The sequence below is a fragment of the Bradyrhizobium sp. WSM4874 genome (assembly GCF_055811835.1).
The window spans coordinates 150,975-166,199 of the sequence record NZ_JBVVPR010000011.1; the positions used below are offsets into that span (position 1 = coordinate 150,975).

Annotated in this window: 14 protein-coding genes; 6 read left to right on the forward strand and 8 right to left on the reverse strand. The window is 62.9% G+C overall.

What is annotated here, in order from left to right:
* Positions 1–26: 26 nt before the first annotated feature.
* Both gnd and AC0L3P_RS14445 read right to left on the reverse strand, forming a co-directional pair.
* The gene (gene gnd / locus AC0L3P_RS14440; RefSeq protein ID WP_275169276.1) at positions 27–1,025 is read right to left on the reverse strand and encodes a phosphogluconate dehydrogenase (NAD(+)-dependent, decarboxylating); all 999 of its coding nucleotides are present in this window, start codon (positions 1,023–1,025) and stop codon (positions 27–29) included.
* A 13-nt stretch (positions 1,026–1,038) separates the two neighbouring features.
* Positions 1,039–3,888, reverse strand: coding sequence for a bifunctional transaldolase/phosoglucose isomerase (locus AC0L3P_RS14445; RefSeq protein WP_275169275.1), 2,850 nt, complete (start codon positions 3,886–3,888; stop codon positions 1,039–1,041).
* A gap of 308 nt (positions 3,889–4,196) precedes the next feature.
* Here AC0L3P_RS14445 and AC0L3P_RS14450 point away from each other — a divergent pair, with 308 nt between their 5' ends.
* The 4 genes from AC0L3P_RS14450 (at position 4,197) to AC0L3P_RS14465 (ending at position 9,919) form a co-directional block, all read left to right on the forward strand.
* On the forward strand, positions 4,197–4,847 hold the full coding sequence (locus tag AC0L3P_RS14450) for a hypothetical protein (protein WP_473302284.1): 651 nt from the start codon (positions 4,197–4,199) through the stop codon (positions 4,845–4,847).
* A gap of 299 nt (positions 4,848–5,146) precedes the next feature.
* Positions 5,147–7,090 carry a PrkA family serine protein kinase gene (locus AC0L3P_RS14455; protein WP_007595704.1) on the forward strand — a complete coding sequence of 648 codons (1,944 nt, stop codon included), beginning with the start codon at positions 5,147–5,149 and terminating at the stop codon, positions 7,088–7,090.
* Between the two features lie 19 nt (positions 7,091–7,109).
* Positions 7,110–8,387 (forward strand): YeaH/YhbH family protein, encoded by a 1,278-nt coding sequence (locus AC0L3P_RS14460; protein WP_179950138.1) that lies wholly within the window; start codon positions 7,110–7,112, stop codon positions 8,385–8,387.
* The gene (locus AC0L3P_RS14465) at positions 8,384–9,919 is read left to right on the forward strand and encodes a SpoVR family protein (RefSeq protein WP_473302285.1); all 1,536 of its coding nucleotides are present in this window, start codon (positions 8,384–8,386) and stop codon (positions 9,917–9,919) included. The genes AC0L3P_RS14460 and AC0L3P_RS14465 overlap by 4 nt, the downstream gene beginning before the upstream one ends.
* Positions 9,920–10,132: 213 nt before the next feature.
* On the opposite strand, the gene AC0L3P_RS14470 is transcribed toward AC0L3P_RS14465, so the two are convergent.
* The 6 genes from AC0L3P_RS14470 to AC0L3P_RS14495 form a co-directional block, all read right to left on the reverse strand.
* Positions 10,133–10,567 (reverse strand): DUF1801 domain-containing protein, encoded by a 435-nt coding sequence (locus tag AC0L3P_RS14470; RefSeq protein WP_473302286.1) that lies wholly within the window; start codon positions 10,565–10,567, stop codon positions 10,133–10,135.
* 2 nt (positions 10,568–10,569) lie between these two features.
* Positions 10,570–10,788, reverse strand: coding sequence for a hypothetical protein (locus AC0L3P_RS14475; RefSeq protein WP_473302287.1), 219 nt, complete (start codon positions 10,786–10,788; stop codon positions 10,570–10,572).
* A gap of 44 nt (positions 10,789–10,832) precedes the next feature.
* Positions 10,833–11,264: an SRPBCC family protein gene (locus tag AC0L3P_RS14480; protein WP_473302288.1), complete on the reverse strand. Its 432-nt coding sequence runs from the start codon at positions 11,262–11,264 to the stop codon at positions 10,833–10,835.
* Complete coding sequence (locus AC0L3P_RS14485; RefSeq protein ID WP_007595691.1) at positions 11,261–11,587, reverse strand: ArsR/SmtB family transcription factor; 327 nt, start codon at positions 11,585–11,587, stop codon at positions 11,261–11,263. Before AC0L3P_RS14485 ends, AC0L3P_RS14480 begins: the two co-directional genes overlap by 4 nt.
* A 241-nt stretch (positions 11,588–11,828) precedes the next feature.
* On the reverse strand, positions 11,829–12,278 hold the full coding sequence (locus AC0L3P_RS14490) for a DsrE family protein (RefSeq protein WP_275169268.1): 450 nt from the start codon (positions 12,276–12,278) through the stop codon (positions 11,829–11,831).
* Between the two features lie 31 nt (positions 12,279–12,309).
* Entirely contained in the window at positions 12,310–12,930 is a 621-nt protein-coding gene (locus AC0L3P_RS14495; protein ID WP_473302289.1) for a hypothetical protein, read from the reverse strand.
* A 305-nt stretch (positions 12,931–13,235) separates the two neighbouring features.
* Here AC0L3P_RS14495 and AC0L3P_RS14500 point away from each other — a divergent pair, with 305 nt between their 5' ends.
* Positions 13,236–14,762, forward strand: a complete 1,527-nt coding sequence (locus AC0L3P_RS14500; RefSeq protein WP_473302290.1) for an SUMF1/EgtB/PvdO family nonheme iron enzyme — start codon at positions 13,236–13,238, stop codon at positions 14,760–14,762.
* Between the two features lie 17 nt (positions 14,763–14,779).
* The gene (locus AC0L3P_RS14505) at positions 14,780–15,223 is read left to right on the forward strand and encodes a DUF4399 domain-containing protein (protein WP_473302291.1); all 444 of its coding nucleotides are present in this window, start codon (positions 14,780–14,782) and stop codon (positions 15,221–15,223) included.
* Positions 15,224–15,225 lie beyond the last annotated feature (2 nt).

Below are 15,225 nucleotides of genomic sequence, written 5' to 3' on the forward strand. Positions count from 1 at the left end.
TGATTACGTTCTACTTCAGCTTCGAGCTATTTGGGCTTCGAAGCAGCCGACTGCTTCGGCTCCTTATGGCCGCCGAAGCCGGCTCGCATCGCTGAGAGAATTTTCTCGGCGAAGGTGTGTTCCTTGCGGGAACGGAAACGTGCGAACAGCGCCGCGGTCAGGACTTCGGCCGGCACGGCCTCGTCGATTGCGGCGTTCACGGTCCAGCGGCCTTCGCCGGAATCCTCGACGAAGCCGGAGTATTCCGTCAACGCCGGGCTGTCGGCGAGTGCGGTCGAGGTGAGGTCGAGCAGCCAGGACGGGATCACGCTGCCGCGCCGCCACACTTCGGCGATATCGGCGAGATCGAAATCGTAACGATGATCCGCCGGCAAGGCGTCGATGTTGGCGTTCTTGAGGATATCAAAACCTTCGGCGTAGGCCTGCATCAGGCCGTATTCGATGCCGTTGTGGATCATCTTGACGAAATGACCGGCGCCGACAGGGCCGGCATGGATGTAGCCCTGTTCGATGCGGGGATCGCGCCCCTCACGTCCCTCCGTGCGTGGAATGTCGCCGGCGCCGGGCGCGAGCGCGGCGAAGATCGGATCGAGCCGATCGACCACCTGTTTCTCGCCGCCGATCATCATGCAATAGCCACGGTCGAGGCCCCAGACTCCGCCGGAGGTGCCGACGTCGACATAGTGGATGCCGCGCTCCTTCAGCGCCTTGCCGCGGCGCACGTCGTCCTGCCAGAACGTGTTGCCGCCGTCGATGATGACGTCGCCGTCCTGCATCGCGCCCGCGATCGTGTTGATCGTGGTCTCGGTGATGTGGCCGGCCGGCAGCATCACCCAGGCCGTGCGCGGCCGCTCCAGTTTCGCAATGAACTCTTCGAGCGTCGCCGACCCGACAGCGCCGTCTGCGGCAAGGCCCGCGACGGCCTTGGCGTCCTTGTCGTAGACCACGGTCGAATGTCCCTGGCGCATCAGCCGGCGAACGATGTTGCCGCCCATCCGGCCGAGGCCGATCATGCCGAGTTGCATTTGAGAAATTCCCTTAGTTCAGTGCGTCGTTGAGCGCCGCATTGAGCGCCGCGAGACCCTTCTTGAGCCCGCCCTTCAGGTGGACCCGCAGCGCGCGCCGGCCGCGCTCGGTGAGCACGTCGAAGTCGCCGCGCGCCTGCGCGGCCTTGATGACGCCGAAGCTGGCCTTCTGACCCGGCACCGGCAAGTCCTTGGCATCGTCGGCAGTGATCTGGAGGAACACGCCGCTGTCGGGGCCGCCCTTGTAGGCCTGTCCTGTCGAGTGCAGGAAGCGCGGTCCGAACTCGGCGCAGGTTGCGACATGTCGCTTCTCGCGGACTTCGAGCCGCATGGCCTGGAGTGCGTCGATCGTCGCCTTGTCGCGGGCGATGTAGCCGAGCAGGGCGACGTAATCGCCATGGTTGGAGCGCGACAGATGCGCTTTCAGCCATGAGGTGAGGTCGCCGTTGGCGCCGGCGGCGCGTAGGGCCGCGGCATTGGTCTCGTCGGTGTAGAGATCAGCCTCGGTGGTGCTGACCACCGGCCGTTCGGCCGGCAGCGAGCCGGTCTTCTCGAACGACGCCGTGAGCTCCCGGGTCTTCATCTTGGCCGCTTCCACGTCCGGCTGGTCGAACGGGTTGATGCCGAGGATGCTGCCCGCCACCGCCGTTGCCATTTCGAAGCGGAAGAACTCCTGGCCGAGATGGTCGATCGACTTCATCACGATGCGCACGACGGGATGGCCGGCCGCTTCGATCGCAGCAAGCTGTGAGTCATGGGCGGCGTCCGCTTCGCCCTCGATACGGATGTCGATGAAGAGCCGGTCATTGCCGTAGACCGCGGGCTCGCCCAGCGGCTCGCCGTCGATCGGGATCAGGCCCTTGCCGTCCTTGCCGGTCGATTCCGCGATGAGCTGCTCGGCCCAGGCGCCGAAATCGGCGATCTTCTTCGACGACAGGATCGTCACCTTGTCGCGGCCTTCGAGGGCTGCATGGCCCATGGCAAGGCCGAGCTGCACGCCGGGGTTCTCGGCTGGCGGCACGTCCGGTCCGCAGGAGCGGGCCATCGCAAGCGCATGCTTGACGAAGGTCTTGATATCGATGCCCGCGGTTGCCGCCGGCACCAGGCCGAACGGCGAGAGCACCGAGTAGCGTCCACCGATGGAGGGCTCGCCGTGGAAGATGCGCGCATAGTTCAGCGTCTTCGCCGCCTTTTCCAGCGACGATCCGGGATCGGTGACCGCAATGAAGCGATGGCCGGTCTTGACCTTCGGCCCGACCGCCTGCGCGACGCGCTCGTGGAAATAATCCTTCATCGCATTCGGTTCGGTGGTGCCGCCGGATTTGCTGGAGACGATGAACACGGTGTTGGCGATGTCGATCCTGGCCTCCATTGCCCGCACCTGCGCCGGATCGGTGGAATCCAGCACGTGCAGCTTCGGGAACCCGGGCTTCTTGCCGAAGGTCTCGGCCAGCACCTCCGGCCCGAGGCTTGACCCGCCCATGCCGAGCACGACGGCGTCGGAAAATTTCTGGCCTTTCACGCGGCTGGCATAATCCTCATAGTCGGCGACGTCGGCCTTGGCGGCGCTGTCGAGCCAGCCGAGCCATTTGTCCTCGTCGGTGCCGGTCCAGACCGATTTGTCGCGTTGCCACAGCCGGCGGATCTTTGCCGACGCACGCCATTCCTCGGTGCTCTTGGCCACGGCCTTGCCGAGACCGTCGCCGAGCGAGAGCAGCTGGCGGTCGATCGCGGGCCCGAGCACGGTGGCGCGCTTGTGGGCGACCGCGCCATAGAGCTTGTCGGCGGCATCGGCAAACTGCCTGACGCCGTCCTTGACGAGCTCCTCGGTGATGGCGTCGAGCGAGACGCCGGAGCGCTCCAGTTCTTCCAGCACGCGCCTGGCGTCGTCGACATTCTCTTCCAGGCTGTCGCGCGGCGTGCCGTGGTCGCGGAACGCATCCAGTGTCGCCGGCGGCACGGTGTTGATGGTGTCGGGACCGATCAATTCCTCGACATAGAGGACGTCGCTGTAGTCCTTGTTTTTGGTGCCGGTCGAGGCCCACAGCATGCGCTGCGGTTTGGCGCCTTTGGCCGCGAGCTTGTCCCAGCGGGGACCCGAGAAAAGCCGCTTGTAATCCTGGTAGGCGACCTTCGCATTGGCGATCGCGACCTTGCCTTTCAGCGCAGCGAGCCGTTCCTTTTCGCTCGGATCGTTGGCGCGGGCGATCTTGTCGTCGAGCTGCTTGTCGACCACCGAGTCGATACGGCTGACGAAGAAGCTCGCCACGCTCGCCACGTGCGAGGGGTCGCCGCCACCTGCGACGTATTTCTCCAGACCGGCGAGATAGGCCTCGGCGACCTGCAGATAGACGTCCCTGGAGAACAACAGCGTGATGTTGATGCTGATGCCGTCGCCGATCAGGGTCTCGATTGCCGGCAGGCCCTCCGGCGTTGCCGGCACCTTCACCATCAGGTTCTTGCGATTGACGTCCTTCCAGAGCCGCCGCGCCTCGGTGACCGTGCCGCTGGTGTCCATCGCCAGATAGGGCGAGACTTCCAGGCTGACATAGCCGTCGCCGCCCTTGAGGCGGTCGTAGACCGGGCGCAGCACGTCGGCGGCGTTCTGGATGTCCTCGACCGCGACGGCCTCGAACAGGTCGGCGACCGACCGGTCGCCGCGCTTCAACGCCTTGCCGATCGGCGCGTCGTACTCGTCGGAGCTGCCGATCGCTTTCTCGAAGATCGAGGGGTTGGAGGTGATGCCCTTGACGCCGTCGGTGTCGATCAGCCGCTTCAGGTCGCCCTTGGCGATGAAGCCACGGGCCAGGAAGTCCAGCCAGACGGCTTGTCCGTGCTTTTCCAGTTCTTTGACGGGATTCATGATGCTAATTTATCTCCAAGCCTGCGGGCGAGGGGTTTCCGCGCCGGTCCTGACGCGCTATCCTCTAGCTTACATGCTGCCTTGAGGGAACCAATCAAGGGTATGGGCGTCATATCCTCCAGTGTAACTCCGTCGCGATCATGGCGATCGGCGTAGAGGTGGCGCAAGTTGCGTAAAGGGTTGTCGGCCGTGAGGAATCGGCCGGGCCTCGTTGTGTAACGTCAGCAGCCTCGCCTCGCCGCTAATGGCTGCGCGGAGTACTCATCAGCGGATTCCGGTCCGCCTGATGCATTGTGGCTCGGTCGCGAATGGCCATGCTGGGGGAAGGCATGCAAGCACATCATGACCGTCCGGCGCTCGCTGTCACGGACAGACCCCGATCGGTCACGTCGACCGGATGCGTCGATGCGTCCCACGATCTCGAAATCGGTCCATGTACGACCCGACTGCGGCTGCTGGTCGTAACGGGCTTCGCCATGACGCTGCTCAGCGCAACGCTCGCCTTGGGCTGGTGGAATGCTTTTGGCCATTACGACACGATGGTCGGCTATGCCGGCGTGGTGGTGTTCGCCCTGATGACGGGTGGGCTGATCTGGGTGCTCCCCGCCGAACGGGGATCGGTGGTGATCGTCACCCCCTACGGCATTCGCGATCTCCGCATCGGCAATGAATTTCTGCTGTGGGACTCGATCGCCGAGATTTCAGCTGAAGAACGCCACGGGCGCAAGGTAATCGTGCTGACCCCGACGCCGGCCTTGCAGCGGCAGCTCAGCAGCATCCGCGGCTTGGCCCGCTGCGTGAGGGACGACCGCATCGTCATCCGGTCAGAAGGTCTGGCGACCGATTTTGATACACTGCTGCGCGCTTGCCGCGACTGTCACGCCGCCAGCGGTCCACGCACCGCATTGCAGCAGGAAGATGAACGCGGCACCCAAGGCTTCGCCGTACAAGCGTCATAAGATCGCCGTTCGCAGACGGCTATGATGCAGCGCCGGATGAACGCATCCCCGGTAATGCCCGGATGGTGCGAGCGAGTGACATTTTCTGGAAATGAGCCAATATAGACAAAGATTCGCTCAAATATCAGGCAGGTGCCTGTTCGTAACTCACCCTGTGCCTACGTTGTGCGTTGCGCCGAGAAGGCGCCCGGGTGTCGAATGATCGTCATGTGCTCACGCTGATTCGAGAGTGGCGCTAAGGAACGGTCCGGTCGCTGCTTTCGTTCAATTGTGTAGCGGAACTCACGCGGAGAGGGATCATGTATAACGATTCTCTATTCAACGCTTTCGCTAAGTCGTTCGAGGCGAGAAGCCAACACGACATGTCGATGGCGGAATATCTGGAATCGTGTCGAAGCGATCCCATGAAATACGCGAACGCGGCCGAACGACTGCTAGCAGCGATCGGTGAGCCCCAGACGATTGACACGGCCAAGGACCCACGCCTTGGCCGTATTTTTTTGAACCGCACGATCCGCACCTACCCGGCGTTCGCCGGCTTCTACGGCATGGAAGAAACCATCGAGCGCATCGTCGGTTTCTTCCGTCACGCGGCGCAGGGCCTCGAAGAGCGCAAGCAGATCCTGTATCTGCTCGGTCCGGTCGGCGGCGGCAAGTCCTCGCTCGCCGAGCGGCTCAAGTCGCTGATGGAAGTGCATCCAATCTACGTGCTCAAGGCCGGCGACGAGCTCTCGCCCGTGTTCGAAAGCCCGCTCAGCCTGTTCGATCCGGATCAGCTCGGCCCGATGCTGGAAGAGAAATACGGCATTCCGCGCCGCCGTCTCACCGGCCTGATGAGCCCGTGGTGCTACAAGCGGCTGGAAGCCTTCGGCGGCGACATTTCCCAGTTTCGGGTCGCAAAGATCCAGCCGTCGCGGTTGCGCCAGATCGGGATCGCCAAGACCGAGCCGGGTGACGAGAACAACCAGGACATCTCCTCGCTGGTCGGCAAGGTCGACATCCGCAAGCTCGAAACCTACGCGCAGAACGATCCCGACGCCTACAGCTATTCCGGCGGCCTTAATCGCGCCAACCAGGGCGTGCTCGAGTTCGTCGAGATGTTCAAGGCGCCGATCAAGATGCTGCATCCGCTGCTCACCGCGACGCAGGAAGGCAACTACATCGGCACCGAGAATATCGGCGCGATCCCGTTCACCGGCGTCATCCTCGCGCACTCCAACGAGGCCGAGTGGTCGAGCTTCAAGGCCAACAAGAACAACGAGGCCTTCATCGACCGCATCTGCGTGATCAAGGTGCCTTATTGCCTGCGGATCACGGAAGAGCAGAAGATCTACGAGAAGCTGATCCAGGGCTCCGAGCTCGCGGCCGCGCCTTGCGCGCCCGCGACGCTGGAGACATTGGCGCGGTTCTCGGTGATGTCGCGCCTGCGCAAGCACGAAAATTCCACGACCTACGCCAAGATGAGGGTCTACGACGGCGAGAGCCTGAAGGAGACCGATCCGAAGGCGCGCAGCGTCCAGGAATATCGCGATGCCGCCGGCGTCGACGAGGGCATGGACGGTGTCTCCACCCGCTTTGCCTTCAAGATCCTGGCTGCGACCTTCAACCACGATCCGCAGGAAGTCGCCGCCGACGCCGTGCATCTGATGTACGCGCTGGAGCAATCGATCAAGCGCGAGCAGCTGCCCGAGGAAGTCGAGAAGCGCTACCTCGAATTCATCAAGGCCGACCTTGCACCGCGTTATGCCGAGTTCATCGGGAACGAGATCCAGAAGGCTTATCTCGAATCCTACTCGGATTACGGCCAGAACCTGTTCGACCGCTATGTCGACTACGCCGATGCCTGGATCGAGGACCAGGATTTCAAGGATGCCGACACCGGCCAGCTGCTTGATCGCGAACTCTTGAACCAGGAGCTGACCAAGATCGAGAAGCCGGCGGGCATCGCCAACCCGAAGGATTTCCGCAACGAGGTGGTCAAATTCTCGTTACGGTCGCGCGCCCAGAACGGTGGCAAGAATCCGACCTGGATCTCCTACGAGAAGATTCGCGATGTGATCGAAAAGCGGATATTCTCTCAGGTCGAGGACCTGCTTCCGGTCATCTCCTTCGGGTCGAAGAAGGACGGCGAGACGGAGAAGAAGCACGGCGAGTTCGTCGCACGCATGGTGGAGCGCGGCTACACCGAGCGTCAGGTTCGCCGGCTCGTCGAATGGTACATGCGCGTGAAGCAGGCCGGTTGAGGCGGATGGAAAAGTGCCGATTCACATTATTGACAGGCGCCTGAATCCAGGCGGCAAGAGTCTCGAGAACCGGCAGCGGTTCTTGCGTCGGGCCAAATCCCTGGTGCAGGGCGCCGTCAAGAAGACCTCGCAGGAACGCGACATCAAGGACGTCCTGGAGGGTGGCGAGGTCACCATTCCGCTCGACGGCATGCACGAGCCGCGTTTCCGCCGCGACGGCGGAACGCGCGACATGGTGTTGCCCGGCAACAAGAAGTTCATCGAGGGCGACTATCTCCAGCGCTCCGGCCAGGGCAGCGCCAAGGATTCCGGTCCGGGCGAAGGCGACAGCGAGGACGCCTTCCGCTTCGTGCTCAGCCGCGACGAATTCGTCGATCTCTTCCTCGATGATCTCGAACTTCCCGATCTCGCCAAGCGCAAGATCGCGCAGACCGAGAGCGAGGGCATCCAGCGCGCCGGCTACACCACGTCGGGCTCGCCATCCAACATCTCGGTGAGCCGCACGGTTCGGCGCGCAATGGCGCGCCGTATCGCGCTCAAGCGTCCCAGCAAGGAGGAGATCGAGGAGCTGGAATCCGCCATCGCCGCATGCGCGGATGAGGACGAGCGTCTGGTGCTGATGGCCCAGCTCGAAAAACTGAAGGCGAAGTCCAAGCGCATTCCCTTCATCGATCCGCTCGACATCCGCTATCGCCGCTTCGAGACGGTGCCCAAGCCCGTTGCCCAGGCCGTGATGTTCTGCCTGATGGACGTGTCGGGCTCGATGTCCGAGCACATGAAGGATCTCGCCAAGCGTTTCTACATGCTGCTCTACGTGTTCCTGAAGCGCCGCTACAAGCATGTCGACATCGTCTTCATCCGCCACACCGATCGCGCCGAGGAGGTGGACGAGCAGACCTTCTTCTACGGCCCGGCTTCCGGCGGCACGCTGGTCTCAAGCGCGCTGCAGGCCATGCACGAGATCGTGCGCGAACGCTTCAGCCCGTCGGACTGGAATATCTACGCCGCGCAGGCCTCCGACGGCGACAATTCCTATTCCGACGGCGAGCTCGCGGGCATGCTGCTGACCGACAAGATCCTGCCGGTCTGCCAGTTCTTCGCCTACCTCGAGGTCGGCGAGTCCGGCGGCAGCGCCTTCGATCTGTCCGATTCCTCGCTCTGGACCCTCTACGAGCGCCTGCGCAACAGCGGCGCGCCGCTCTCGATGCGCAAGGTCAGCGAGCGCAGCGAGATCTTTCCGGTTTTCCACGATCTGTTCCAGCGCCGCGACACTGCCCAGGAGAAAGCCGCTCCATGACGGAACGCTTGTTCGAAGGCGCCGATTGGGATTTCCACACCTTGCAGCGCATCACGGATGCCTGCGAGGAGGTGGCGACGAAAGATCTCGGGCTCAACGTCTATCCGAACCAGATCGAGGTGATCACCGCCGAGCAGATGCTGGACGCCTATTCGTCCGTCGGCATGCCGCTGTTCTACAAACACTGGTCGTTCGGAAAGCACTTTGCGTATCACGAGGCCTCATACCGCAAGGGCCTGATGGGGCTCGCCTATGAGATCGTGATCAACTCCTCGCCCTGCATCTCCTACCTGATGGAGGAGAACACGGCGACGATGCAGACCCTGGTGATCGCGCACGCCGCCTTCGGCCACAATCATTTCTTCAAGAACAACTATCTGTTCAAGCAATGGACCGACGCCGACGGCATCCTGGACTATCTGGATTTCGCCAAGAACTACGTCATGCAATGCGAGGATCGCTACGGCCGCGTCGAGGTCGAGCGCACCCTCGATGCCGCGCATGCGCTGATGTCGCACGGGATCGACCGCTATCCCGGCAAGAAGAAGCTCGATCTCCGCGCCGAAGAGAAGCGGGCAGGGCGCCGCCGCCAGCATGAGGAGGAGGTCTTCAACGACCTCTGGCGCACCGTGCCGGCGGGAAAGAGCAAGACCCGGTCGGCGCTCAGCATCGAACGCCGCCGCAAGCTGCTCGGCCTGCCGCAGGAAAACCTGCTGTATTTCCTCGAGAAGAGTGCGCCGCGGCTGGCGCCCTGGCAGCGCGAGTTGTTGCGCGTCGTCCGACACATCGCGCAATATTTCTATCCGCAGAGCCAGACCAAGGTGATGAACGAGGGGACGGCGACCTACGTCCACTATCGCATCATGACCAAGCTGCATCAGCAGGACCGCATCAGCGACGGCAATTTTCTCGAATTCCTGCAGTCGCACACCAACGTCGTGTTCCAGCCCGAATTCGACGACCAGCGCTTTTCAGGCTTCAATCCCTATGCGCTCGGCTTCGCCATGATGCAGGACATCGAGCGCATCGTCACCCGGCCGGAAGACGAAGACCGCGAGTGGTTCCCGGACATCGCCGGCAAGAACGACGTGATGGGCGTGCTGCGCGACGTCTGGGCCAACTACCGCGACGAGAGTTTTATCGCCCAGTTCCTGAGTCCGAAGCTGATGCGGCACCTCCGCATGTTCCACTTGCATGACGATCCCGAGGAACGCGCCGGCATCCGGGTCGACGCCATTCACGACGAGCGCGGCTTCCGCCGCGTCCGGCGCGAGCTGGCACGGCAGCACGATGTCGGCTACATCGACGCCAACATCGAGGTGGTCGATGTCGATCTCTCCGGCGACCGGCGGCTGATCCTGCATCACCATGTCATCAAGGGCGCGCAGCTCAACGAGACCGATGCCAAGCGCGTGCTCCAGCATCTGGCCGATCTCTGGACCTACGATGTTGCGCTGATCGAGGTCGACGCCAACGACAAGGTGCTGCGCGAATATGTCGTGAGCCCGCGCCCGATCTCGGCGGTGGCCTGACGCGGCTGATTACGCGGAGCAATACGCGAGATGCGCGTTGATGTGCCCTCGCCCCTTGTGGGAGAGGGCGGCGACGCCGGGAGACACAAGCTCACTGCGGTGAGGGGTATCTCTCCACATTTCCTGTGCCGATAGAGACCCCTCATCCGGCGCTTCGCGCCACCTTCTCCCACAAGGGGAGAAGGAAAGCGTTCTGGCTCTACAACGGCTGTTCTATCCGGAACGTTTCGCTGGCTTCTTCTTGGCTTTCGACGCGTTCAATGCCACGGCTGCGCGGATCAGCGCCTTCAACGCCTTCTCGTTGATCTTTTCACCTTCGCGAATATCGATCGCGCGGCGCACGTTGCCGTCGAGGCTCGAGTTGAACAGGCCGGCGGGATCCTCCAGCGCGGCGCCCTTGGCAAACGTCATCTTCACCACGGCCTTGTAGGTCTCGCCGGTGCAGATGATGCCGTCGTGCTCCCACACCGGCACGCCGCGCCACTTCCATTCCTCGACGATTTCAGGGTCGGCCTCCTTGATCAGGGCACGGATTCGCCCGAGCATGTCGCCGCGCCAGTCGCCGAGCTCCTTGATCCTGCCGTCGATCAGCTTGGAGGGCGACGATCCATTCGCGTCCTTCTTTGTCGCGGTCGCGGCCTTTGTCACGATCACGCCTCCTGTCGCGTGCCGTCGCGCCGGCCGAAATAGGGCTGCGCGAACAAATAGAGCCCGGTCGCGAGCAACGGGATCAACGGGACCAGCGCGAGGAAGCCGATCCAGATGGCCTGGAGCTGCATGGTCACGGCGACGATGTTGGCGGTGACGGCCAGCGTGAAAGCGATCGACAGCCAGCGATGGATCTGCCGAACCCACATGTTTCCGGTCAATGAAACCTCCTCTTGAGATGATCGAATGAAGGCCGGTGGCCGAGCTAGTCTGCCCTTGCCAGCAGCTCGTCCAGCTTGGCGAGAAACTGCTTCCAGCCGGCATGCGCGCCGCCAAAAGCCTGCTTCTGCGTCGGGCTGAAGCCCGCTTGCTCGACGCGCAGATGCGTGCCTGCGTCCGTCGGGGTCAGCGTGAAGGTCACGACGCTCTTGAGATCGAACGCCGCGTCGTCATGCGAGAAATTCCAGGTGTAGGCGAGCCTCTTCTGCGGCTCGATGGTGAGGACCTCGCAGTCCAGCACGCCGCCCCACTCGCCGCGAAGATTGAAGCGGTGGCCCACGTTCGGCTTGAAGTCGTTCTTCATCAGCCATTCCTCGATCAGATACGGCTGCGTCAGCGCGCGCCAGATCCGCTCTGCCGGAAAGGCAAATTCGCGCTCGACGACGACAGATCGGGTTTCGCTCGCGGATTCGTTCATTGGTCCATCCTCTTCAGGAGATCGTCGAGCGCATCGAGCCGGTTTTGCCAGAATCCGGCCATCTGGCTGGTCCAGTCGATCAGCGGATTGAGCGCGCCGGGCTGGGCGCTGTAATGCGTCTGCCGCCCTTGATGCCGGTCACGCACGAGGCCAGCCTGCTTCAGCGCACCGAGATGTTTTGAGACCGCTGGCTGGGAAACGCCCGACAGTGCCGTCAGGGCCCCGACCGTCTGTTCGCCCTCGCGGCACAATCGCTCGAAGATCGCCCGACGGGTGGGGTCGGCGAGCGTCCTGAACAGAAGGTCGTGGGCGGCAGCGGGCATAATATCCATAACCTGTAAGTTATGGATATTCATAACCGTGGAGTTATAGATGTGTCAAGGGGAAGCGGATTGGTGTGGGAAGTGATCCCGCAAACTCCTCTTACCTCTCCCGCATGCGCGAGAGGTCGGCGCGCAGCGCCGGGTGAGGGCTCTCTCCACTTGGGGTTCTCGATTGCTGAGACACCCTCTCCCCGACCCTCCCCCGCAAGCGGGGGAGGGAGCGTACCACTTTCGCTGCTACCTACGGCCGCAGATAGAGATAGCCCTGCGACTGGAGCTCGGCCAAGCGGACCACGCCGCCCTTCTCCGCGCTGACGAAGCCCGGCAAGAGTTCCGTGAGCGTGACGTTCTGCGCCTTCATGGTGTTGCCGCAGGCGGCAAGCTCGACGCCGTCCTTGGTGAAATCGCCGACGCGCTTGCTGATGTCAGGATTGGCCTGCGCCGAGTGAAACGCCTTCAGCGCCGGCCCGTGAATCACCAGCGCGATCGTCACATGGTCCGGACCGCCGACGCCGTCGATGTGGTTCTGGATATTGCCGAGCACGAAATTGACCTTCTCGGCATCGCTCAAATGATAGACCACCTTCAGCCTGTTGCCCGTGCCGGCGTCCGCCGCGGCCTTCGCGCTGGAGGCGCCAAGCGCCGCGCCCAGGCCCGAGACGGCGCTCCACAACATGTTCCGGCGGTTCATGATGATCTCCCTCGATTGCGCCGGACACATATCATTTGTGGCGGAGCGCGGCGAGTTCCTTGCGGTCGGTCACGAGTGAGGCGCATTCCTTGTTGTCCGTTCGATCTAGGCGGAAAATCCCGTCGTCGGCCCCGGCGACCAGTGACAGTTCGGCATCCTCATCCGGCTTGTTGTTCTGCCAGACCCTGACCTGCGCCAGCCGCACGATCGCCGATTTGTCGTCCTTTGAGAGCGCGACGCCGATCCCGCCGCCCTCGCAGTCGACGCCGCAACCGAGGCGGATTTCGGTGCCGTTCTTGGTGAACACGGCGTGATGACAGGAGCCGCTGGAATCGAAATCGCCGGAGCGGTGACGATATCTGAATCCCAGGCGGAAGGAGTTGTGGAGCTGCTTGTCCTCCGTGTCCAATTCCGCCGAGATCAGCAACTTCATCGAGGCGACCTTCTGCTTCGGATGGCGCGCCAGATGCTCGGCATCGTAGCGCCGCACGAAGCAGGCATAGGCCTTGTTGCCGGGTGCACCCGCATACATGCGCGCGTTGAAGGTCTCGGCTTCGGCCTTGCTGGCCTCACCGATATCGTCGGCCTCTTCGCCGTAAGCAGCGCCGCCAAGCGCGGCAAGGAAGACGGCAGCAAAAAGAGAAAGCTTCATGATGGCCTCGCGTGCAGCAGCTGAGCTGTACGCTGTAGACGCGGCCCGGGTGCGACGCGTTCAACGTCCGCACATCTGACAGGATCATCGCTGGGCGGAGCCAGGTGATCAGTTCCACGCCGGGCTTTAGTCATCGGTGGGGTCATGAAGGTTCATTCGACGTGACCCCTTCGCCTTTTGGAACCTGACGCCCTGCGGTTCTTACGACATTACCCGACGTCATCGATGTGATAGCCTTCACAGACGATCGCCTCTGGCGGTCGTAGGCTGGGGCTTGCCTTGTAAGTTTGTGGAGTCCCCCCGCGATGGGCGAAATTCGCAACTTCAGATCCGGGAATGACGAGCCGCCTTCGCACGGCCCTATGCCTCGTCGCCTCGCGGCCATCATTGTCGGTGACATCGCTTCCTACAGCCGCCTGATGCAGGCCGACGAGGAGGGCACGCACGTCCGCGTCAAGCGGATCGAGCGGGATCTCATCCGGCCCAGCATCGTCGAGCACAATGGAAGTCTGGTGAAGACGACGGGCGATGGCTTCATCGCGATTTTCGACAGTCCGGTCGAAGCCGTCCGATGCAGCATCGTCATCCAGCAGAATCTCATCGGCCGCAACGCCTCGCTTCCGAAGGAGACCCGGATCGAGTACCGGATTGGCGTCAATCTCGGTGACGTCATCGTGGAGCCGGACGACGTCTACGGCGACGGCGTCAACATCGCAACGCGCATCGAGGGCATCGCCGAACCAGGCCAGGTCTTTATCTCCGGCGCGATCTACGAGCAGATCAAGCACAAGGTCGTGTGCGGTTACGAGTCGCTCGGGGACCGCAAGGTCAAGAACATCACCGATCCCGTGCGCGTCTATAAAGTGCTGCCGGATGCAGACGCGGTCGGCAGGACGCGGGGGCGGCGCGAGAATACTCTGATCTTTCTCCTGGGTATCACGCTGTCGGTGATTGCCGCCGGTGTGCTGTGGTATCTGCTGGCTCAGACACCGGGCAGGGTGAGCGAGCAGGCCGCCGTCACTACCGTTTCTCCTGCCGCATCGCCAAGCCCGCAGCCTCCGCCGCGCGAAGCCGCGCCGCAGACGCCGCAGCCTTCTCCCTCGTCGGCTTCGTCATCCCCGTCGCCCGCTCCGGCGCCAACTCCATCGCCAATTCCCGTCCGCGAACCCGAGATGGTGGCTATTCGCGGCGGCAGCTTTGCGATGGGAAGCAATGACGACCCGACCGAGCGTCCTGTCCATCAGGTGACGGTCAAGCCGTTCTCGATCGGCAAATATCCGGTGACCGTGCAGGAATGGAACGAGTGCGCCGCTGCAAAGGCGTGCGGCTTCACGGCCATCGGCAAGGACGACGCGCCGGTCAGCAATGTGAGCTGGACCGACGCGCAGCAATATGCGGCCTACCTCGCTCAGGCGACGAAGAAGACTTATCGGCTTCCGAGCGAGGCCGAATGGGAATATGCCGCGCGGGGCGGAACGCAGACCAAATATTGGTGGGGCGACAAGCTGCAGCCGGGCATGGCCGGTTGCAAGGATTGCGGTGACCTCGCGGCCGAGCAGCCGGCGAAGGTCGGCAGCTTCAGGCCTAATCCGTTCGGGCTCCACGATATGGGCGGCGGTGTTGATCAGTGGGTCGAGGACTGCTGGCACAAGACCTATCAGGGTGCGCCCGGCGACGGCTCGGCATGGAGCAGTGGGGACTGCAGCGCTCATGTCCTGCGCTCGGGCTCCTGGAAGAACGATTCGAGATATGTGCGGCCGTCCAACCGCGATGGCTACGACACCCATGTTCGTTATCCCACGCACGGATTTCGCGTGGCGCTCGGTCCCTAAGTGGTGGAGTTGCTTTGATGCAGATCCTTCGTTGCGTCGCGCTGGCGGCGGCGCTCGCATTGCTTCCGGCGACGGCCTTTTCGCAAGGCAAGGCAGCTCCCAAGGACGCAAAGCTCTATTTCATCACCCCGCATGACGGGCAGAAGGTCCGCGGCGGATTCTGGGTCCGGTTCGGCTTGCGCAACATGGGTGTGACCCATGCCGGCGATGAGTATCAGAACGCTGGTCATCATCATCTGCTGATCGACGTCAACGACCCCATCGATCCCAAGGAGCCGATCCTGCAGGACAAGTCGCATCTGCATTTCGGGGCAGGGCAGACCGAAACGCTTCTCGAGCTTCCACCCGGGACGCATACGCTGCAACTCGTGCTGGGCGATGCCAAGCACTATCCGTTCGAGCCGCCCATCGTGTCGGAGAAGATCACCGTACGCGTCCGGCAGCCCGCAACGGCGCGGTAGCA

Coding starts and splice junctions, on each gene's coding strand:
- gnd (WP_275169276.1), bottom strand. CDS start 1,025: ATGCAACTCGGCATGATCGGCCTCGGCCGGATGGGCGGCAACATCGTT.
- AC0L3P_RS14445 (WP_275169275.1), bottom strand. CDS start 3,888: ATGAATCCCGTCAAAGAACTGGAAAAGCACGGACAAGCCGTCTGGCTG.
- AC0L3P_RS14450 (WP_473302284.1), top strand. CDS start 4,197: ATGGCCATGCTGGGGGAAGGCATGCAAGCACATCATGACCGTCCGGCG.
- AC0L3P_RS14455 (WP_007595704.1), top strand. CDS start 5,147: ATGTATAACGATTCTCTATTCAACGCTTTCGCTAAGTCGTTCGAGGCG.
- AC0L3P_RS14465 (WP_473302285.1), top strand. CDS start 8,384: ATGACGGAACGCTTGTTCGAAGGCGCCGATTGGGATTTCCACACCTTG.
- AC0L3P_RS14480 (WP_473302288.1), bottom strand. CDS start 11,264: ATGAACGAATCCGCGAGCGAAACCCGATCTGTCGTCGTCGAGCGCGAA.
- AC0L3P_RS14485 (WP_007595691.1), bottom strand. CDS start 11,587: ATGCCCGCTGCCGCCCACGACCTTCTGTTCAGGACGCTCGCCGACCCC.
- AC0L3P_RS14490 (WP_275169268.1), bottom strand. CDS start 12,278: ATGAACCGCCGGAACATGTTGTGGAGCGCCGTCTCGGGCCTGGGCGCG.
- AC0L3P_RS14495 (WP_473302289.1), bottom strand. CDS start 12,930: ATGAAGCTTTCTCTTTTTGCTGCCGTCTTCCTTGCCGCGCTTGGCGGC.
- AC0L3P_RS14500 (WP_473302290.1), top strand. CDS start 13,236: ATGGGCGAAATTCGCAACTTCAGATCCGGGAATGACGAGCCGCCTTCG.
- AC0L3P_RS14505 (WP_473302291.1), top strand. CDS start 14,780: ATGCAGATCCTTCGTTGCGTCGCGCTGGCGGCGGCGCTCGCATTGCTT.